The sequence below is a fragment of the Paenalicyclobacillus macrosporangiidus genome, assembly GCF_900116805.1.
GTDB lineage: Bacteria > Bacillota > Bacilli > Alicyclobacillales > Alicyclobacillaceae > Alicyclobacillus_H > Alicyclobacillus_H macrosporangiidus.
The window spans coordinates 258,901-277,211 of record NZ_FPBV01000001.1; the positions used below are offsets into that span (position 1 = coordinate 258,901).

Annotated in this window: 20 protein-coding genes and 1 riboswitch; of the genes, 14 read left to right on the forward strand and 6 right to left on the reverse strand. The window is 64.7% G+C overall.

Annotation, left to right across the window (positions count from 1 at the left end; all coding sequences use genetic code 11):
* Positions 1 to 92 precede the first annotated feature (92 nt).
* On the reverse strand, positions 93 to 812 hold the full coding sequence (ric, locus tag BM357_RS01145) for an iron-sulfur cluster repair di-iron protein (protein ID WP_074948747.1): 720 nt from the start codon (positions 810 to 812) through the stop codon (positions 93 to 95).
* 178 nt (positions 813 to 990) lie between these two features.
* On the opposite strand from ric, the gene BM357_RS01150 reads away from it, so the two are divergent.
* The 3 genes from BM357_RS01150 to BM357_RS19615 all read left to right on the forward strand — a co-directional run bounded on the left by BM357_RS01150 (position 991) and on the right by BM357_RS19615 (position 3,033).
* A complete protein-coding gene (locus BM357_RS01150; RefSeq protein WP_139234499.1) occupies positions 991 to 1,938 on the forward strand; it encodes an NAD(P)-dependent oxidoreductase in 948 nt (315 codons plus the stop codon).
* Between the two features lie 132 nt (positions 1,939 to 2,070).
* Positions 2,071 to 2,204, forward strand: a riboswitch (cyclic di-AMP (ydaO/yuaA leader).
* Positions 2,205 to 2,312: 108 nt separating this feature from the next.
* On the forward strand, positions 2,313 to 2,900 hold the full coding sequence (locus BM357_RS01155) for a hypothetical protein (protein WP_074948751.1): 588 nt from the start codon (positions 2,313 to 2,315) through the stop codon (positions 2,898 to 2,900).
* Positions 2,872 to 3,033 carry a hypothetical protein gene (locus BM357_RS19615; RefSeq protein ID WP_175511393.1) on the forward strand — a complete coding sequence of 54 codons (162 nt, stop codon included), beginning with the start codon at positions 2,872 to 2,874 and terminating at the stop codon, positions 3,031 to 3,033. Before BM357_RS01155 ends, BM357_RS19615 begins: the two co-directional genes overlap by 29 nt.
* On the opposite strand, the gene BM357_RS01160 is transcribed toward BM357_RS19615, so the two are convergent.
* Positions 2,994 to 3,764: an HAD family hydrolase gene (locus tag BM357_RS01160; RefSeq protein ID WP_175511394.1), complete on the reverse strand. Its 771-nt coding sequence runs from the start codon at positions 3,762 to 3,764 to the stop codon at positions 2,994 to 2,996. The genes BM357_RS19615 and BM357_RS01160 overlap by 40 nt on opposite strands.
* On the opposite strand from BM357_RS01160, the gene gnd reads away from it, so the two are divergent.
* Both gnd and BM357_RS01170 read left to right on the forward strand, forming a co-directional pair.
* The gene (gene gnd / locus BM357_RS01165) at positions 3,723 to 4,619 is read left to right on the forward strand and encodes a phosphogluconate dehydrogenase (NAD(+)-dependent, decarboxylating) (RefSeq protein WP_074948755.1); all 897 of its coding nucleotides are present in this window, start codon (positions 3,723 to 3,725) and stop codon (positions 4,617 to 4,619) included. The two genes, BM357_RS01160 and gnd, sit on opposite strands and share 42 nt — an antisense overlap.
* Before the next feature lie 66 nt (positions 4,620 to 4,685).
* Positions 4,686 to 4,940, forward strand: coding sequence for a hypothetical protein (locus tag BM357_RS01170; protein WP_175511395.1), 255 nt, complete (start codon positions 4,686 to 4,688; stop codon positions 4,938 to 4,940).
* A 30-nt stretch (positions 4,941 to 4,970) separates the two neighbouring features.
* Here the strand turns inward: BM357_RS01170 and BM357_RS01175 are convergent, their stop codons facing one another.
* From BM357_RS01175 to BM357_RS01185, 3 genes are all read right to left on the reverse strand, one after another.
* The gene (locus tag BM357_RS01175; RefSeq protein ID WP_074948756.1) at positions 4,971 to 5,624 is read right to left on the reverse strand and encodes a cyclase family protein; all 654 of its coding nucleotides are present in this window, start codon (positions 5,622 to 5,624) and stop codon (positions 4,971 to 4,973) included.
* Positions 5,625 to 5,702: 78 nt separating this feature from the next.
* Positions 5,703 to 7,274, reverse strand: coding sequence for a glucose-6-phosphate dehydrogenase (gene zwf / locus BM357_RS01180; RefSeq protein ID WP_074948758.1), 1,572 nt, complete (start codon positions 7,272 to 7,274; stop codon positions 5,703 to 5,705).
* A gap of 102 nt (positions 7,275 to 7,376) precedes the next feature.
* A complete protein-coding gene (locus BM357_RS01185) occupies positions 7,377 to 7,700 on the reverse strand; it encodes a hypothetical protein (RefSeq protein WP_074948759.1) in 324 nt (107 codons plus the stop codon).
* A gap of 118 nt (positions 7,701 to 7,818) precedes the next feature.
* On the opposite strand from BM357_RS01185, the gene BM357_RS01190 reads away from it, so the two are divergent.
* From BM357_RS01190 to BM357_RS01225, 9 genes are all read left to right on the forward strand, one after another.
* Entirely contained in the window at positions 7,819 to 8,649 is an 831-nt protein-coding gene (locus tag BM357_RS01190; protein WP_074948761.1) for a sulfurtransferase, read from the forward strand.
* Positions 8,650 to 8,784: 135 nt separating this feature from the next.
* Positions 8,785 to 9,858, forward strand: coding sequence for a phosphodiester glycosidase family protein (locus tag BM357_RS01195; protein WP_139234500.1), 1,074 nt, complete (start codon positions 8,785 to 8,787; stop codon positions 9,856 to 9,858).
* Positions 9,859 to 10,344: 486 nt separating this feature from the next.
* A complete protein-coding gene (locus BM357_RS19135) occupies positions 10,345 to 10,731 on the forward strand; it encodes a hypothetical protein (protein WP_139234501.1) in 387 nt (128 codons plus the stop codon).
* On the forward strand, positions 10,721 to 11,116 hold the full coding sequence (locus tag BM357_RS20625; RefSeq protein WP_175511396.1) for a type II toxin-antitoxin system PemK/MazF family toxin: 396 nt from the start codon (positions 10,721 to 10,723) through the stop codon (positions 11,114 to 11,116). Before BM357_RS19135 ends, BM357_RS20625 begins: the two co-directional genes overlap by 11 nt.
* Positions 11,117 to 11,477: 361 nt before the next feature.
* Positions 11,478 to 12,995, forward strand: coding sequence for a carboxypeptidase M32 (locus tag BM357_RS01205; RefSeq protein ID WP_281245545.1), 1,518 nt, complete (start codon positions 11,478 to 11,480; stop codon positions 12,993 to 12,995).
* 65 nt (positions 12,996 to 13,060) lie between these two features.
* Positions 13,061 to 13,399: a thioredoxin family protein gene (locus tag BM357_RS01210; protein WP_074948767.1), complete on the forward strand. Its 339-nt coding sequence runs from the start codon at positions 13,061 to 13,063 to the stop codon at positions 13,397 to 13,399.
* Positions 13,396 to 14,616 carry an acyl-CoA dehydrogenase family protein gene (locus BM357_RS01215; RefSeq protein WP_074948769.1) on the forward strand — a complete coding sequence of 407 codons (1,221 nt, stop codon included), beginning with the start codon at positions 13,396 to 13,398 and terminating at the stop codon, positions 14,614 to 14,616. Before BM357_RS01210 ends, BM357_RS01215 begins: the two co-directional genes overlap by 4 nt.
* Positions 14,617 to 14,681: 65 nt before the next feature.
* Complete coding sequence (locus tag BM357_RS01220) at positions 14,682 to 15,311, forward strand: DsbA family oxidoreductase (protein ID WP_074948771.1); 630 nt, start codon at positions 14,682 to 14,684, stop codon at positions 15,309 to 15,311.
* Between the two features lie 167 nt (positions 15,312 to 15,478).
* Positions 15,479 to 17,062, forward strand: a complete 1,584-nt coding sequence (locus BM357_RS01225; RefSeq protein ID WP_425426467.1) for an acetate--CoA ligase — start codon at positions 15,479 to 15,481, stop codon at positions 17,060 to 17,062.
* A gap of 52 nt (positions 17,063 to 17,114) precedes the next feature.
* Here the strand turns inward: BM357_RS01225 and BM357_RS01230 are convergent, their stop codons facing one another.
* The gene (locus tag BM357_RS01230) at positions 17,115 to 18,308 is read right to left on the reverse strand and encodes a glycosyltransferase family protein (RefSeq protein ID WP_074948775.1); all 1,194 of its coding nucleotides are present in this window, start codon (positions 18,306 to 18,308) and stop codon (positions 17,115 to 17,117) included.
* Between the last annotated feature and the right edge of the window lie 3 nt (positions 18,309 to 18,311).

Consider the following 18,311-nt stretch of genomic DNA (forward strand, 5'->3'; position numbering starts at 1 on the left):
CCTTCCTCGTTACCGAGATGACGGGGGGCCTCATCGGCCCCCGACTTCTTCTGCTCGCCACGGATCCCGAGGTTTCAACCCGCCTGCTGCGTCTACTTCGCCCGCAGCCGCGGGAAGAGCACGTTGTTCTCCAGGTGCATGTGAAGGAATGTCTTGCCTTCGATTTCCTCGAGCTTCTGGAACACGTAGTGGTACGTGCCGCAGCCGTCGGCCGGGACCGAGTAGCCATCGGTGACCTGCCGCAACTGCTTCAGGAGTGCGCCGGTGCGGTCGTGATCGGCCTCCAGCGTTTGGAGATCGCGGACGAGGGCGTCGAGATCGACGGGATCCGCGGCTCTGGACGTTTCGTTCGCCACGGCATGGGACCACGCGATCACGCGCGGGAAGATACGCGTTTCCTCTTCGATGAGGTGCTGCTCGAGATCCGTTTTCAGCTCGTGGAACAGGCGGTGCACCGTGGCGAGCTCCGGGTGGCGGGCGCCGTGCACGCCCAGGATCTTCGTCACCAATTCACTCATCACAGGCAGCGTGGTGTGCAAATACGCGTGGTGTTCGTTGACGATGTGATCGACGAGATCATTCAAGGACTGGACCGACCAATCCACATCCTGCTGCGCCCGATCCTTGGCCTCCGCGTACTGCTCGTTGATCTTCACCACCAGTTCGTTCACGGAAATCCCTTGTTCCTTGGCCGCCTCCGCGATGGATCGATGGCCGCCACAACAGAAATCCACACCGTACGCACGAAACACGTTGGCTGCGCCGGGAAAACGGGTGACCACGTCGCCCACAGCCTCTTCAGGTTTGAACATCGTACCTGCCTCCCCTGATTGGGACTCGGATTCGTCTCCTTCATCATGGTCCACGGCCGTTCCAGAGATTGTGACCGGGGTCACGACCGGCCGCGAAGCCCGCAGGATGGCCGGCGGGATCGATCCCACGGGCAAGATGGACGGACGAGGCAGCAGGGGGATTCGTGGCGCGTGGCGAATGAATGCTACGGTAAGAGGAACGCGGGAGCCGCGCGACGGACGGGCACGCGGAAAGGAGTGGCGAGCGTTGGCATTGACACCGCAGAACACGGTGATTGGCTTCATCGGCACCGGCGTCATGGGCAAGAGCATGGCGCGGAACTTGATGAAAGCGGGCTATTCGCTGGTGGTGTACAACCGGAGCCGGGAGAAGGCGGAGGAACTGATACGAGAGGGGGCCCGGTGGGCCGGCAGCATCCCGGAGTTGGCCGCCCAGGTGCAGGCCGCCATCACCATCGTCGGGTATCCGAAGGACGTCGAGGAGGTGTATCTCAGTGACCACGGGATCGTCCGCCACGCCAAACCGGGGACGTACCTCATCGACATGACGACATCGACGCCGTCGCTGGCCGAGCGCATCTACCAGGAGGCGAAGGCACGCGGCCTGCACGCCCTGGACGCGCCGGTGTCCGGCGGGGACACGGGCGCCCGCAATGGAACCCTGACCATCATGGTGGGAGGAGACGAAGACGCGTTCGCGGCCGTGCAACCCATCCTGGCGGCCATGGGCAAGAACATCATCCTCCAGGGCGGACCGGGTGCCGGCCAGCACACGAAGATGTGCAATCAGATCACCATCGCGGCCAACATGATCGGCGTGAGCGAGGCGCTGGCGTACGCCGTCAAAGCCGGGCTGGACCCGTTCCGGGTCCTCCAGAGCATCGAGGCGGGTGCGGCCGGCAGTTGGTCTCTCAGCAACCTCGGTCCGCGGATGCTCAAAGGCGACTTCGCGCCCGGTTTCTACGTGAAGCACATGATCAAGGATATCTCCATCGCGCTGGAAGAATCCCGCCGCATCGGCCTCGACACGCCCGGCTTGGCGCTGGCCAAGTCGCTGTATGAGAAGTTGGCCGCCCAGGGCGGCGCTGAAGAAGGCACGCAGGCGTTGTACAAGCTGTACGAGTGACGGATTTCGGGTACCTAGACAGGATGAATGGCAGATGCGCCAGGTGCGAGCACATTGCTCAGCTTTTTTCTATGGTGTTGCCAAGGGGCTTCCCAAATTCCGACGAGTATGATAAACTTATCTGAAACTGCATCTCATTTTCCGCTGAATTCCGCAAGGAAGCGGGGGACCCATTCTTCGGGGGTGAGTCCGGCGTCTGCCGGTAGGGCTATCCTCTTCTGGCCCGAACCCGTCAGCTAACCTCGTAAGCGTAAGAGAGGAGAGAGTGCCATGGTGCACTGTGCGTGTGTTCCAACTCGTCCCCCGCAGGCGTGAGACCTGACGGGGATTTTTTGCTGGGCTCACGAGTCAAACCGAACCCTGGGGGGATGGAGATGGAGCGTCTGTCTGCGGCCATGCAGGAAGCCGAGCAGCACCTGGCTTGGATGATGGCCGAAGAGCAACTGTCAGGCGAGTATTACCTGGCCGCCGTCGTCCAGGATTCGTTGGTGTTCTCGTTGCACGAATTCGCAGGTGCGTCCAATTTGCCGCGGGTGGCCCACCTGGCGGCGGAGATGGCCGTCCGCAGCGCCCTGCGTGTGGTCGGCGGTCACCGATTCGCCGTACACGAGGCCGTGCGTGGCACGTACCACGCCGTGATCAACCTCGGGGGCGACGCCACCGTGATGGCGGTGCCCGTGGCCACGGGTGCCGTGCGCGCGTTGGATGTTGTGCAGGCGGCAGAGGAGGCCTCGTGGCCCTCCGTCCGTCCGGGCATCCACGGCGCTTCTCCGCTCACCGCCGATCTCGCCGCCGCCATCGTGTCAGGACTGTGCGCCGCGGCCGACGACCTCGGCGTCGACCATCAGCGCATCCGCGCCATGGCGGAACATTTGGTGTCTCACCTGGGGGCAGACCACCTGGCGCCCCGGGCGGTGTGGAGGGGGGAGAGCGATGGAGCCGCAGCGGAATCCTGTGTCTGAATCCCGTCCGGAGCTGTCCAAGCTCCTGCGCGACGAGGCCATCGCCGCCCGCCTCAAGGAGTTGGCCGAGGCGGCCAGCCACCGTACGCACGCTCAGCCCGGAAACAACGACAGCAGTTCGCGCAGGTCGTGAATCACGGCCTGCGCTCCTTCCAGTTCCTCAGGATCGCCGAAGCCAAACCGGCACCCGATGGCCGGGATGCCCGTTTGCTGGGCCGCTTCCACGTCCGATTTCCGGTCGCCGATCATCCAGGCCCCGGCGCGTCCGAATCGCCGCACGTGGCGCGCCAGGATGTCCGCCTTGCTCCGCCCGCCGATGCCTCCGAGGCAGAGCGGTTCGGTAAAATACTGCCCGATGTTTTGCGTCGTCAGGACCGCTTCCAGATAGGCCGGGCCGCAGTTGCTCGCCACCGTCAGGGTGTGGCCGTCATCGCGCAGCGCTTTCAGCACGTCCCGGGCGTGCGGGAGCAGCACATCGGCGTGCCCCATCGCTTCACAGACGAAGCGTTCGCTCAGATGAAAGGCAGCGTTCCGCTCCTCCTCTCCGGCGTTCGGCATGAGCACTCGCCAGATCTCCGCATCGGGTAAGCCAAAGGTCTTTCGCATCACGTCTTCGCTGGGGACCGGGGTGCCGGGAAAAGCCGAAAGGGCCCGCCGAAACGCGGGCAACACCAAGGGTGACGTATCCACCAGCGTCCCGTCCAAGTCGAATATGAGGATGGCCATGGTTACAGTATAATCGAAACGGACGCGGCTTTGGCCGACGACACGGCGAGCGACCTGCACGGTTTTCGCCGACGACGAACGGATGGAGATGGCAGCATGCGGCTTGGACTGATTGGTCTTGGGAAGATGGGATTTCATCTGGGACTGAATCTGATGGAGCACGGCCATGAGGTGGTGGCGTACGATCTGTCGTCTGACGCCGTCCGCCGGTTCACGGAAGCGGGCGGCCGCGGCGCGGCGTCGGTGGCCGAGTTGGCGGACACCCTGCCCGCTCCGCGGGTGGTCTGGCTGATGGTGCCGCACGGCAAACCGGTGGATGATCTGTTGACCGCCATCACGCCACGCCTCGCGCCGGGCGACATCGTGATTGAAGGGGGCAATTCTCACTACCAGGACTCGGTGCGGCGCGCCGCCGAATTGAAAGAGCGGGGCATCCACTTTCTCGACGTCGGTACCTCTGGGGGCATCGAGGGGGCCCGTCACGGGGCATGCTATATGGTCGGTGGCGATCCCGATGCCTTCGCGCAGGTGGAGGTGCTCTTCCGCGACACCGCCGTGCCGGGCGGGTACCTGTACACCGGCCCTTCGGGCAGCGGCCACTACGCAAAGATGGTCCATAACGGCATCGAGTACGGCATGATGGCGGCCATCGGGGAGGGCTTCGAGATCCTGGAGAAGAGCCGCTACGACTACGATTTTGCCGCGCTGGCCCGCGTGTGGTCGAACGGCTCGGTGATCCGCGGCTGGCTGATGGAGTTGACGCAGCGCGCCTTCGAGAAGGACCCCAAGCTCGCGGGCATCCGCGGGGTGATGCACTCCTCGGGCGAGGGCAAGTGGACCGTGCAAGAGGCGTTGGAGCTGCAGGCGGCCGCGCCGGTCATCGCGTTGTCCCTGCTCATGCGTTACCGCTCGCTGGAGGACGACACGTTCACCGGCAAGGTGGTGGCGGCGCTGCGCAACGAGTTCGGCGGCCACGCGGTGGAGCGGGCCTGATGGGATGCCGGCCCGCCGCCGGGCCGGAATCACCTGCTCCAATCACCTTCGGGGAGGGGAAACGCCGTGATTGTCGGATTTGGTTTCGGCAATCCGCTGACCGCGCTGCTGATGCTCATCGCCACGAGCCTCCTCAGCTACGGGCTGTGGCGCTTCGTCTCCAAAGACCGGCCGCCGCGGGACCCCGAGGAGCGGCGGGAGCAGCTGCGCCGCTACTACATGGAGCAGCGGCAGATGGCCCGCCGCATGGCGCAGGAGTACGACATCAGCGACGAGGAGATTGAGCGGCGGATTGAGGAGGAACTCAGGCGAGAGCGCTGACGAACGTGGCTCGTGCGGGGCGCCGGGGGATCAGGCGGGCGCGCCCAGCGACTCGCCGGGTTCCAGATCCAGCAGGAGGGCGCGCGCCGGCGCAGCGTCCGTGCCCAGGAGGCGCAGCGGCGCCGCCACCAGCCAATAGGATTTCGCTTTGACCCCCGTCAATCGCAGCCCTTCGAGGATCACCACTCCGTGTTCGAACAACACCTTGTGCGTCTCATGGCCGGGCTGCGACCGCTCGATGCCGAGCGCGTCAATGCCGACGCCGCGTACGCCTGCCTCTGCCAAAAAACGCGCCCCGTCTTCGGCCAGGTACACGAACGCCGGGTCAAACCCTTCCGCGTCAGAGTTTCGCGTCTTCAACAGAATGAACTCCCCGGCCTGGATGGCGTGCGGCGCCAGGTCCGCCCCAGTGATGCCGCCCTCGACGCCGGTGAGGTCAATCACGCGGCACGGCCCGAGCCATTGCGTCAGCGGAATGGCCTCCAGCGTTGCGCCTCCCGGGATCATGTGCAGAGGAGCGTCCACATGGGTGCCCGTGTGCGCGTCCATGCTGATACGCGTCTCGTGCGCGCTCCCCGTCGTAAAATCGGACGTCACCTGAAAGCTCGGCTGCTTTTCCGGTTTGTTCTTGTACACCGGCATCCCTTCGTAGATCGGTGCGGAGATGTCAATCACCCGCGGCATACGTCTCCTCCTTCCATAGGCCGCCCGTCCGCCGGCGAGTTGGCCGGCGGGGTTTGCGGCCTCCCGGTGTCCGGCCGTTCAGACGCCCACCGGGCGCGCCTGATGATGCTCCGGCCCCGTTTCGTCCACCGGCGTGTCCTGGCCCTGCACCGGCCACCAGCGAAAGCCGTCCTCGGCCAGCAGCCGGTCGCTGGCTGTCGGGCCCCAGGAGCCGGCCGGATACGGGTGCAACGGCGTGTCTGGGCGCGTGAACGCGGCGGCGATGGGATCGACAAATTTCCACGCCAGCGAGACCTCGTCCCACCGGGTGAAGAACGTCGAATCGCCCTGCATGGCGTCCCACAGGAGCCGTTCGTACGACTCCGGCGACCGGTCGGGCGCCTGGCTGAACTCCATGGCGATGGGCACGATGCGCTCATCCGTCCCCGGGTGCTTGGCGTTCAACTGAATGTACACGCCTTCCTGCGGATTGACGCGGATGACCAACAGGTTGGGGCCGAGACGGCCGCCCGTGTTGAAGTACAGGTCCTTCGGCATGTCCCGGAACTGGATGACAATCTCCGTCGCCTTGGCCGCCATCCGTTTGCCGGTGCGCAGGTAGAACGGCACCCCCGCCCAGCGGAAGTTGTCGATGTACAGGCGCGCGGCGACGAACGTCTCCGTGTTGGATCCCGCCGCCACCCCGGGCTCCTCACGGTAGCCGCTCACATCCTGGCCCTGGATTCGGCCGGCCGTGTACTGGCCGCGCACCACGTGGTGCACCGCCTCCTCCGGGCTGTAGCGGCGCAGGGAGCGCAGGACCTTCACCTTTTCGTCGCGGATGGCCTCCATCTTGAGGCGGCTCGGAGGCTCCATCGCCACCATCATCACCATCTGCAGCATGTGGTTCTGGACCATGTCACGCAGGGCGCCGGCGGCCTCGTAGTACCCGGCGCGGTTCTCGACGCCGACCGTCTCGCTCGAGGTGATCTGCACGTTGGCGATGGCCCGGTTGTTCCACAGGGGTTCGAACACCGAGTTGGCGAAGCGCAGCACTTCGATGTTCTGGACCATCTCCTTGCCGAGGTAGTGGTCAATCCGGTAGATCTCGTCCTCCTCGAAGACCTTCCGCAGGGCGTCGTTGAGGGCGATGGCGGATTGTTGATCATGCCCGAACGGCTTTTCAATGACCAGGCGCCGCCAGCCCCGGCAGGCGGTCAGGCCGCTCTCCCCGAGGGCGCGCGCCGTCGGGGCAAAAAAGTCGGGTGCCAGCGCCAAATAGAACAGGCGGTGTCCGGGCAAGCCGTGCTCAGTTTCCAGGGATTCGGCCCGCGCGCGCAGCCGCGCGAAGTCCTCCGGACGTCGCGCATCCGCCTGGACGTAGTGGAAATGGCGCAAAAAGGCCGGCCAGTCCTCTCCGGCGTCGGCGTTGCGGCCAAAGCGCAGGGCAGCCTCCCGCACCAGGGACCGGAACGTCTCGTCCGTGAGATCCGCGCGTGCCACCCCAATCACCACGAACCGTTCCGGCAGACGCTTGTCCACAAACAGGCTGTGCAGGGCGGGCAGGAGTTTGCGCTGGGCGAGATCGCCCGTGGCGCCGAACAAAAACAGCGTATGCGCAGGTGCCTGACCGCCCGGGTCAAGCACCGGCGCCTGAAGATCAACGGACATGCGGCAGTCATCCTTTGCAGCAGTTGATGGGCCCGGACCGGCACACGCTATCTTATTCTACCCGCACCCCTGCCGCTGCACCAGGGAGATCTTCACTTTCCTCTACAGTTCGGTGACTTCCTGCACCACCCAGATGCCGCGCGCCCCCTGCCGCTGCGGCTGGTACAGCTCCACCAAATACACGCAGTCCCGGTGGCGCACCCGCACCACCGCGTGCATGAGGCCGTCCCCGGCATCGCGGTACTGTTCCACGAAGGTGTACACGTCCTGCGGGCGCAGGCCGAGATGGCTGGTTCCGACCACCTGCGCGGTACGCACGGGGCTGAGACGCCACAGGTTCTGCCCGGCGTCGGCCGCGCGTTGGATGCGGTCATAATCTTCTCCGGGGATCTCGACGCGTCCGGTCACCACCTCTGGGCACGGCATGAAACCCCTCCTTTCGCCGCAAGGCGCTCGGGTTGTGCTACAGTGTATGTGTTCGGGCTTGGCAGAAAAGTCGGGCACCCGCCCAGGCGGACGGGCGCCCGAAGTGAGGTGAGCGAAGTTGTTGATCACGGTGGAAGCGTTGCGGTCGCGCCTCGGGGAGGCTGGTCTGGTGGTGTTCGACTGCCGGTTCGTGCTGGGCCAACCGCATGCGGGCCGGGAAGCGTATCTGGACGGACACATTCCGGGGGCTTTCTATCTGGACCTGGAGCAGGACCTGTCCGGCCCGCGCCAGGCGCACGGCGGCCGGCACCCCTTGCCGGACCCGGCGGAACTCGCGGACAAACTGGGGGCCGCGGGGGTGACGGACGGCGTCCAGGTGGTGGTCTACGACGCGGGCGGCGGGATGGCCCAGCGCGCCTGGTGGCTGATCCGTTACCTCGGCTTGGACACGGTGTCCGTCCTCGATGGCGGATTTCCGGCGTGGCAGGCGACAGGCCTGCCCGTGACGGCGGAGCTTCCCAAACCGCGTCCGGCCCGGTTTCCGCTTCGGGTGCGCCGGGAGTGGGTGGTGCCGGTGGAAGAGGTCCGCGCGGTATCGGCCGGCCACAAGCCTGGCCTTCTCGTCGATGCGCGCGCCAAGGCCCGCTTTCGGGGCGACCTGGAGCCCATCGACGCGGTGGCTGGCCACATCCCGGGCGCCCGCAACGCCCCGTGGGAAGAAGGAGTGGCTCCCGACGGGCGGTGGAAGGGGCCGGAGGCACAGCGGGATCGATTCCGGTTCGTGGACGATCCGCGCCAGGTCATCGCCTACTGCGGTTCCGGAGTGACGGCGTGCGCGAACCTGTTCGCGATGGCATTGGCGGGCCTCGAGGGCGCGCGGTTGTATCCCGGCAGTTGGAGCGATTGGATCTCGTATCCCGAGCATCCGGTGGCCACCGGCGATGCCTGAACCCTGATGGCGGGCTGCCCGCGCCCGTCCCGGTCCCTCTCAGAACGATGAGAACATCCAGTCGCCTCTGTCACGCGGGTGCCCGCGGCTTCGTCTGAGAGACAGGACCGTATTGACGGAAGGGGGGACGGCCGCGTGCAGTCACGAACGATGATGCCGCAGGGTGCGGCACCGCCCTCCCGCCGGATGCGCAGACGGGAGGCCAAGCGCCAGCGCCGGCGGGTATGGCGCAACCGCATGCTGGTGGCGACCGCCGCGATGATGGCGACGGCGGGTGGATTGGTGGGGGTGGGCTTCGGCACGCCGTGGGGCAACGACGCCCGACTGGTATTGGCGGAGACCATCATCTCCACCCGGCACGCGTACCTGGCCCGTTACATCACGACGGACGCGGAGTACCGCAAGTTGATGGAGCAACTCAACCCGGTGGTGGTCAACAGCGAGAAGCCGGATCTGATTCAGGTTCAGCCGGTCAGCCAGACGGTGGACCGGCCGGTGGTGGAGATCCAGCCGGTGAGCGGCGACGGCTACACCGGATACGTGATGCAGGTGCACAATCCCCGCTTGGTGCGGCTGGTGGCCGCCCGCGTGGTCGCGGGCAAAGGGGAGTACGTGACCGACATGTTGCAGCGCACCGGAGCCGTGGCCGGGACCAACGCCAGCGGGTTCGAGGATCCGAAGGGCGAGGGATGGGGGGGCGTCCCCGTCGGTCTGGAGTATATCGACGGAAAGGTCCTGAATCCGCCCCAACCGGGCTGGACGACGGTGGGCTTCACAAAGGACGGCATCCTCGTGATGGGCGATTACACCGTCGCCCAGCTCAGGCAGCTCGGCGTGCGCGACGCCATGCAGTTCCACCCGGAACTGGTGGTCGACGGAAAGCCGATGATCACCGAGGGGGACGGCGGCTGGGGCTACGGGCCGCGCACGGCCATCGGCCAGGCGAAGGACGGCACGGTCATCTTCGTCGTCATCAACGGCCGCTTTCACGGCGGCTCTGGCATGGGCGCCAGCCAGCGCCAGGTCATGGACCTGATGCTGCAGTACGGTGCGGTCAACGCGTGCGCGATGGACGGGGGATCGTCCAGCGTGCTGGCCTACGAAGGCAAGGTGGTGAATGCGCCTTCGACGCTCGATCCGAACGGACAGCGCCACCTCCCGGACGCGTGGCTGGTCTTCCCGACGGAGGCGTCGGCCGACTTGGCGTAGGCGCCCGCAGGAGCGGGAGTTTCCGATTAAAACGTCCGCAGTGGAAGGGTCGACGGGCAGTCAACAGCCCGGCCGCATATGCAAACGGCCGGGCCGTTGGCGTCTTTTGAGTTTCGCTGCCCATTAGGTGATGTTTTCCATTTTGTAGGACAACGATCGGGCGGCTTTTGCGCGAGGTGCAGCCGGTTGAAGGGTGAGATTTCATGGCTGATTGTGAGTTCTGCGGTTTAGAGCCAGCGTCCCGTACGTTCGTCAGTGTGGAAGAGAATCTCATGCGCGCATGTCACCTGTGTGAAGGCTCGTTTACAGAGTGGGAGAACGCCGCTGAGCAACAAGGTAGATGGGATGCGTTCTAAGTTCCGATAATTGAAGCGTATCGGAAGTTAGGGCCGTCGGCATGGGCGGAAAGACGGGCAGGTATTCCGATGCAGCCGTTTGCTACATGATGTACACTATAGGCACTACAAGAGGGCGGGGGGTCAAGTGATGCCAACCGAACGCGAATCGAAAGCCGGTACTCAGCCTCAGCCACAAAACGGCGAAAAGGTTAAGGCAGTTGTAGTTGTGCGACGTTCCGACGTTACAGCCAACCGCCACGGATACCTGCATGCTTCGACATTGGCTGCGTTACGGAGATTGAGGAAACGGCAACAGCAAAGAGTGGCGGCATATGCCAAACGGAAAGGTGGAAGACAAATCGTTTTGGACGATAAACGACCCACCATTGAAGAAATGCGCAAAGCCATGGGTCTAGGACCAATCCAACCCATTCACGTTTCTCCCGGCGCACAGGAAACGATGAGTGGCGCTGATGAAATGTGGAAGTGGTACGAAGAAGAACTCAGTGAGGTTTACGCAGAGTATGAGGATTGACGAACGTCGGAAGCGCCAAGTCGAACATGATAGAGCCAATGCTGACCAAGGCGATTTCTTTTTTGCCTTCCTCGCAGATGAAAACGGAAAGCCTATTCCACACCCCGTATTCGTGCTTGGAAAGCACAATGATTCCAATGACAATACGGATGTAATCATATGTAAATGCACCAAACAGGAACACGGAAGCAGAGGGGCTTATGACATCCCAGTTAAACTTCGATATGACTCATTCGTTCGTACCAACAAGATTTATACAATCTCTCGAAACCAACTGGATTTCAAAATCAAGACTCCATATGTTGACGAGAACCAGAAACGTGCAATCGTCGATCAGGCGATAAACGCAATCTTCCATAAGGAGATGGAGTCCACGGGACCGTGACCTATGGACTCTTTTTATATGCACTTTATGAATCATTCTATGTGGCGTAATAACAAGCGATAAATGTGGTTCTCCGAAAATCACGGAAACCTTAACCTTGACAAAGTCGCCTGTTTCGAGATGGCTAAAACATTCGACTAGCCGACTGCGTTTGACGCCTTTGACGACGAAATGAGCGACTTTGTAAAGGCTATGTTGCTCGCCATGGCGACGAGATGGTGGTTCGGAAGGAATTTCGCGGTTATGAAAATTGGGTTACCTTTATGACCACGGTGAAAACGCTCATGTCGCTGCGGCAGGGGCACGGACGATTTCGGTATAATAAGGGTTGGTCACACGAAACCGGAAAGGTGGGGTTGCCTTGGCAAAGACCGCAACCGATTGGGCGACCGAGTTCCGCGAGTACGTCCGCAAGATGCTCCACTTCGAAGAGGCCATCAACCTGATGTACTGGGACCTGCGCACCGGCGCTCCGAAAATGGGGGTCGAGCTGCGTTCCGAAGCCATCGGTACGTTGGCCGCCGAGGTGTTCGCGATGCAGACCTCCCCGCAGATGGAGGAATACCTCAACGTCCTGAGCGAGCCGGGGACGTTTGAAACTCTCGATCCCGTCACTCAGGCGACCCTCCGGGAGGTCAAAAAGGAGTTTGACCGCAACCGCAAGATCCCGGCGGATCGCTTCAAGGCGTACGTGGTGTTGACCTCGCAGGCCGAGTCCGTCTGGGAGGAGGCGAAACACACCGCCGACTTCGCGTTGTTCCGGCCGTACCTGGAGAAGATTGTGGCCATGAAGATCGAGTTCATCGGCTACTGGGGATACGAGGGGAACAAGTACAACACCCTGCTCGACCAGTACGAGCCGGGGCTGACCGTGGAACAGCTCGACGGCATCTTCGGTCCGCTGCGGGAGGAGACGGTGAAGCTGGTGCAGGCCATCGTCGATTCCGGCATCCGCCCGGACCTGCGCCACTTCCGCGGCCACTATCCCAAGGACAAACAGCGGGCCCTGTCGCTGGAACTGCTGCGGAACATGGGGTACGATTTCGCGGCGGGTCGGCTGGACGAAACCGAGCACCCGTTCCAGACGACCATCAACCGGTACGACGCGCGCGTCACCACCAAGTTCCTCGAGGACGACGTGCGCTCGGCCATCTCGAGCACGGTCCACGAGGGCGGACACGCCCTGTATGAGCAGGGGGTCTCCCCGGATCTCATCGGGACGCCGCTGTGCACGGGGGCTTCCATGGGGATCCACGAGTCCCAGTCGCGGTTTTACGAGAACATGATTGGCCGTTCGCGGGAGTACTGGGAGTCGCATCTTCCGGTGGTGCGCCGTTTCTTCCCCGAGTTTGAGGAGGTGTCGGTGGACGAGTTCTACCGGGCGATGAACGACGTGTCGCCGTCGCTGATCCGCATCGAGGCGGATGAGGTGACCTACAACCTGCACATCATGATCCGCTATGAGCTGGAGAAGGCCCTCATCAATGAGACCCTGCGGGTCGCCGACCTGCCCGGGGTGTGGCGCGAGAAGATGCGCGAGTACCTCGGGGTCGAGCCGGACTCCGACGCCACGGGGGTCCTGCAGGATGTGCACTGGTCCGGCGGAGACTTTGGGTACTTTCCGTCCTATTCGCTGGGCAACATTTACGCCGCCCAGTTCCGGCACCAGTTGGCCAAGGAGATCCCGGATTACATGGAACAGGTGCGCCGCGGCGAAATGCTCGAGATCAAGCGCTGGCTGAACGAGAAGATTCACCGTTTCGGCAAGACCCTGACGCCCGGCGAAATTGTCCGCCAAGTGACCGGCGAGGACATCAACGCCAAGTATCTGATTGATTATCTGCATGAGAAGTTCGATCCGCTGTACCACCTGGCCTGATCCTGACGGGGCCGGCGGGCCGGCCCCTTGGCCTGGGGTGCGACGGGAGAGGAGATGCATATTTTATGGATGAGATCCAGTCGCTCGATCAGTACTTCACGGTGGTGCGCGGCGCCCGGCCCGCGGTGATGATCTTCTCCGCCGGCTGGTGCCCCGATTGCCGGTATTTGGACACGTTCATCGACGAGGTCATCCGGGACAATCCGGATTTCGACTTCTACAAGGTGGACCGGGATCAGTTCGGGGAGCTGTGTGAGACCCTCGACATCCTCGGCATCCCGAGCCTCGTGGCCTACCGCGATGGCCAGGTGGTGGACCGCTTTGTCAGCAAGCTGCGCAAGACCAAGGAGGAAGTGCAGTCCTTCCTGGACGACGTCCGCGCGAAGGTGGCGCCGGCGTCGTGACCGGAGGAGCGGGGACGGACAGCCGGTCGTGGTTTTTGCGCGACGAAGGCGAGCGGGCGCGCCACCAGGTGGTGGCGAAGTTGTCCGCCGCGTTCGCCGAACGGGCGGCGCGCTACGATGAGGAGGGCCGCTTCCCCCACGAAAACATCGAGGCGCTGCGGGCCAGCGGTTACGTCCGGTGGACGGTGCCGAAGCGGTTCGGGGGAGAGGAGATCTCGCTGTACGAGATGCTCCTGCATCAGGAGGAACTGGCGCGCGGCGACGGATCGACCGCGCTGGCCATCGGCTGGCACGTGGGCATGATGCTGAACCTGCGCGCGAGCGGTGCCTTCCCGGAGCCGCTGTTCGAGGAGGTCTGCCGGTCGGTGGTGGCGCGCGGGGCGCTCATCAACAGTTGCGCCAGCGAGCCGGTGACCGGCAGCCCGAGCCGCGGCGGTCGACCGCAGACCACGGCGTACCCCGAGCCGGGCGGCTACCGCATCCGCGGCCGCAAGACGTTCAGCACCCTCAGCCCGGCCCTCGACTGGATCCTCGTCACCGCGGGCATCGACGGATCGCAGGACGTCGGGGAGTTCCTGCTGCGCGGTGAGGACGTCCAGGTGGTGGAGACGTGGAACGTCATGGGGATGCGGGCGACCGGGAGCCACGACATCGTGATGGACGACGTGTTCGTGCCCGCAGAACGCCTGGTCAGCCGCCTCCAGCCCGGGCAGAAATCGCCGCGGAACCGCGACGGCGGAGGCTGGCTGCTGCACATCCCGGCGACGTATCTGGGCGTCGCCCTGGCGGCCCGAGACGCCGCGGTCCGCTACGCCGCCAGCTATCAACCGAACAGCCTGCCGCATCCCATCGCAAAGGTGGAGCACATCCAGGAGAAGATGGGGCAGATGGAGCTGAAGTTGTTGGCGGCGCGCACGCTGATGTACGACCTGGCGCGGCGCTGGGACGAGGCGGACGCCCAGGCGCGCGTGGCGATGCGGCCGCAGCTCGGCGCCGTGAAGACGCTGGCGACCAACAGCGCCATCGAGGTGGTCGATCTCGCCATGCGCATCGTCGGCGCGCGCAGCCTGTGGAAGGACCTTCCGCTGGAGCGATTCTACCGGGATGTACGGGCCGGTCTGCACAATCCCCCGATGGACGACGTGGTGTACCGGATGCTGGCGGACGCGGCGGTGGAGGACGTGACGCAGCCGGGCTTCTCCCGCTCCGGAAACTGAGCCGACTCAGTATCAGCAAACGGCCCCGCATGAGCGGGGCCTGAACTAAAGGAGGGGATGTGCCCGTGCGGATCGACATTTTCCAAGACACCGTCTGCCCGTGGTGCCGCATCGGCAAGGCACACCTGTTTGAAGCGTTGAAGCAATGGCAGGACGAGCCGGTGGAGATCCACTGGCGCGCATTTCTGTTGGACCCCGGGATGCCGGAAGAAGGCCGCCCGTTCTCCAGCCTCGCCGAAAAGCTGGGGGGCCCGCAGCGGTTGCAGCAAATGCACCAGCGCGTCTGCGAGATCGGGAAGGCGTGCGGGCTCGACTTCAACTTTACCGCGATTGAGCGGTTGCCGAATACCCGCCTGTCCCACCAACTGATTCGGCTCGCGCCGGAGCCGCTGCGGACGGGCATGGTGGAGGCCATCACGCGGGCCTATTTTGTAGAAGGCCGCGACATCGGCCGGATGGATGTCCTGCTCGACCTGGCCGAGGGGCTCGGCCTCGACCGGGATCGGACGAAACGCCAGTTGGAGGAGGGCGCAGGGCTCCGAGAAGTGGAGGAAGACCTGGCCTTTGCCCGTGACGCCGGGATCAGCGGTGTCCCCTTCTTCATCTTCAATGGACGCCTGGCCGTGTCCGGGGCGCAGCCGGTGGACGTGTTCGTGGAGGCCCTGAACGAAGCGAAGCGGTTGTCCCAGGCATGATAGAACGAAGCCCCCACCCGGTAACGGGCGGGGGCCTATCGGTACAAATCTCTGAATCCTCTGTGTTATAATGAGCGGGTGCAAGCGGTGCAACTCGCGCATGACAACGTTCAGCGTCGTTCGGAATTCCGCAGGGAACAAGCCGGCTTGTGAGAGGGGGACTTATGGTGGGATACAATTTTGCGAGAGCCGTTGATGAAATCGCTAACAAGACGCCGGAACGCGTGGCAGTGCTGTGTGTGGACGAGGACGGTCGGGAACAGCGGCTGACCTACGGGCAGCTTCGGCGGGAGACGAACCGCCTGGCGAGCGCTCTGGCGCGGGTCGGCGTGGGGCGCGGGCAGCGGGTGTTGGTCCTGTTGCCGCGCGGCGTGGAACCGTACGTGGTGTACCTGGCGCTGTTGAAGTTGGGGACGACCGTGATGCCGGGTTCCGAGATGCTGCGCGCGGGGGACATCCGCTACCGCGTGCAGCACGCCGAAACCAGTGTGGTCATTGCCCACGCCAAACTCACGGGAGAGGTCGATGCGATCCGCGGCGATTGTCCGAGTCTGTGCCATTTCTTCTCCGTCGGCGGCGCGGTGCCGGAGTGGACGTCTCTGGAGGATACGATGGAGCTGGGCTCAAGCGCCGATTTCGTGGTGTCCACGGCGGACGACGACATGGCGTTTTTGTCGTACACCAGCGGGACCACCGGCGGGCCCAAAGGGGTTGTGCACACCTACCGCTGGCCGCTGGAGCACCTGAAGGTGGCGGGGACGTATTGGTTTGACGCGCAGCCGGGCGAGGTGGCCTGGGCGACGGCGGGGCCCGGATGGGCCAAGTGGATCTGGAGCCCCTTCGTGTCGGTCCTCGGAAACGGGGCGACGGCGTTCGTGTACCAGGGGCGGTTCCAACCAGAGCGCTATCTGGAACTGCTGGAACGCTATCAGGTGTCGCTGCTGTGCGCCACACCCACCGAGTACCGGCTGATGGCCAAGGTCCGGGGGCTGGAGCGCTACCAGGTGCAGCTCCGCTCCGCCTGCTCGGCCGGGGAGCCGCTCAACCGCGAGGTGATTGACACCTTCCGGCGGGCGTACCGCGTCACCGTCCGGGACGGCTACGGCCAGACGGAGAACACCCTCCTCGTCGGAACCCTGCGGGATATGGAGGTCAAGCCGGGGTCGATGGGCAAGCCGTTCCCCGGCATGCCGGTGGCCATCGTGGACGACGACGGGCAGCCCGCGGGGATTGGCGAGATCGGTCATATCGCGGTGCACCGGTCGCACCCGGCCCTGTTCCGCGGATATTTGAACGATCCCGCGCGGACCGCCAACGCGTACCGCGGCGAGTGGTACATCACGGGGGACAAGGGCCGCATGGACGAGGATGGCTACTTCTGGTTTGAGGGGCGTTCGGATGACATCATCATCTCCGCGGGGTACACCATTGGGCCGTTCGAGGTGGAGGACGCCTTGGTCAAGCACCCCAAGGTGGCGGAATGCGCGGTGGTGGCGGCGCCCGATCCGGAGCGCGGGCACATCGTCAAGGCCTACGTGATCCTGCGCGATCCGGAGGACGCGAAGGACCCGAACCTGATCACCGAGCTGCAGGAGCACGTGAAGCGGGTGACGGCGCCCTACAAGTATCCGCGGGCCATCGCGTTCGTCGACAGCCTGCCGAAGACCACGAGCGGCAAGATCCGCCGCGTGGAGTTGCGCGAACGGGCCGCCATGGAGGCGCAGGTGGCGGCCGGCGGATCGGAGGGCTGAACCCGGGCCGGGCTCGCCTGTGGACAGGAGCCCGGCCCGCACGGCCCTCTCGTCACGGCTGAGGATGCAGGTGCTTCGGAAGCGCCGCCCGAAGGATCTCATCCACCTGTTCGACGCGCGCCTCCCAGGAATTGCTTTGAACGAAGGCCTGCCGTTTCGCGTCATCGCAGCGGCGGGCGCCGGCGAGGACCTGGCGGAGCATCTCCAGCCCTTCCGCGGGGGTGCGTGCGACCCAGACGTAATCGGACAGCTTGTCGATCTCGTCGGTCGACGTCGCCACGACTTCCTTGCCCGCGGCCAGGTACTCGAACACCTTGATGGGGTTCACGCTCCGGGTGAGATCGGTGTTCACGAAGGACACCAGGGCCGCCTGGCACCCGGCCAGATACTGCGGCAGTTCCCGGTATGGTTGCAGGCCGAGGAAGTGCACGTTCGGCAGGGCGGACAGCATCGACACGTCTGTCTCCACAGGGCCAATCATGACGAACTGCACGTCCGGCAAACCTTCTGCCAGGGTGCGCAGGAACCCGTAATCGACCCAGTGGCCGAACCCCCCGATGAGGGCGACGCGCGGGCGGGGGATTCCGGCGAGGCGCGGGTGCTCGGGGACGGACGCGGCCGCGGCGAAGTGACGCACTTCGGCGGCGTTGGGCACCAGTCGCACGTCCGGGTGCAGCGCGCGCATGCGTTCGGCCAGGGCGTCGGCGGTGGCGATCACGGTGCGCGAGACAGCCGCGAGATCGGCCTCCATCCGGTCGACCACCTCCGGCCGGACGAGGCCGGAGAAGCCGGCGTGCAGATCGACGCAGTCGTACACCACCGCCGCCGGGTGCAGGGCGGGCACGAGGTCCACCGAATTGGGCAACTGGGGCAGCAGCACGTACGGACCGGGCGCTGCGTGTGCAATCTGGCGGGCCAGCAGCGCCTGGTTCCACCGGTTGACCGTCCGGTACATGTTCAGGAAGGGCAGGCAGGCGAACGGGTTGAGCACGCGCAGGCGCCCCGTTCGGCCCGTCCGAACCTCCGCGCCGTGCGTGTCGTCGAGCGGGACTTCCGTCACGGGGACGGCCGGAATGAGGCGATTCCACAGCGCCGGGTTTTTCAACGGCGCAAGCAGGGTGACGGGGGCGCCTGCGAACAACACGTCCCAACCGCGGGCCGCCAGGCCGCGCGCGAAGTGATGCGGGCGGGCGGTGGTGCCGTCCCAGGGGACGGCGGCGGTGATGACGACAGTCGCGCTTCCCATATC

Coding starts and splice junctions, on each gene's coding strand:
- ric (WP_074948747.1), bottom strand. CDS start 812: ATGTTCAAACCTGAAGAGGCTGTGGGCGACGTGGTCACCCGTTTTCCC.
- BM357_RS01150 (WP_139234499.1), top strand. CDS start 991: ATGAATGCTACGGTAAGAGGAACGCGGGAGCCGCGCGACGGACGGGCA.
- BM357_RS01155 (WP_074948751.1), top strand. CDS start 2,313: ATGGAGCGTCTGTCTGCGGCCATGCAGGAAGCCGAGCAGCACCTGGCT.
- BM357_RS19615 (WP_175511393.1), top strand. CDS start 2,872: ATGGAGCCGCAGCGGAATCCTGTGTCTGAATCCCGTCCGGAGCTGTCC.
- gnd (WP_074948755.1), top strand. CDS start 3,723: ATGCGGCTTGGACTGATTGGTCTTGGGAAGATGGGATTTCATCTGGGA.
- BM357_RS01160 (WP_175511394.1), bottom strand. CDS start 3,764: ATGAAATCCCATCTTCCCAAGACCAATCAGTCCAAGCCGCATGCTGCC.
- BM357_RS01175 (WP_074948756.1), bottom strand. CDS start 5,624: ATGCCGCGGGTGATTGACATCTCCGCACCGATCTACGAAGGGATGCCG.
- zwf (WP_074948758.1), bottom strand. CDS start 7,274: ATGTCCGTTGATCTTCAGGCGCCGGTGCTTGACCCGGGCGGTCAGGCA.
- BM357_RS01185 (WP_074948759.1), bottom strand. CDS start 7,700: ATGCCGTGCCCAGAGGTGGTGACCGGACGCGTCGAGATCCCCGGAGAA.
- BM357_RS19135 (WP_139234501.1), top strand. CDS start 10,345: ATGCCAACCGAACGCGAATCGAAAGCCGGTACTCAGCCTCAGCCACAA.
- BM357_RS20625 (WP_175511396.1), top strand. CDS start 10,721: ATGAGGATTGACGAACGTCGGAAGCGCCAAGTCGAACATGATAGAGCC.
- BM357_RS01210 (WP_074948767.1), top strand. CDS start 13,061: ATGGATGAGATCCAGTCGCTCGATCAGTACTTCACGGTGGTGCGCGGC.
- BM357_RS01230 (WP_074948775.1), bottom strand. CDS start 18,308: ATGGGAAGCGCGACTGTCGTCATCACCGCCGCCGTCCCCTGGGACGGC.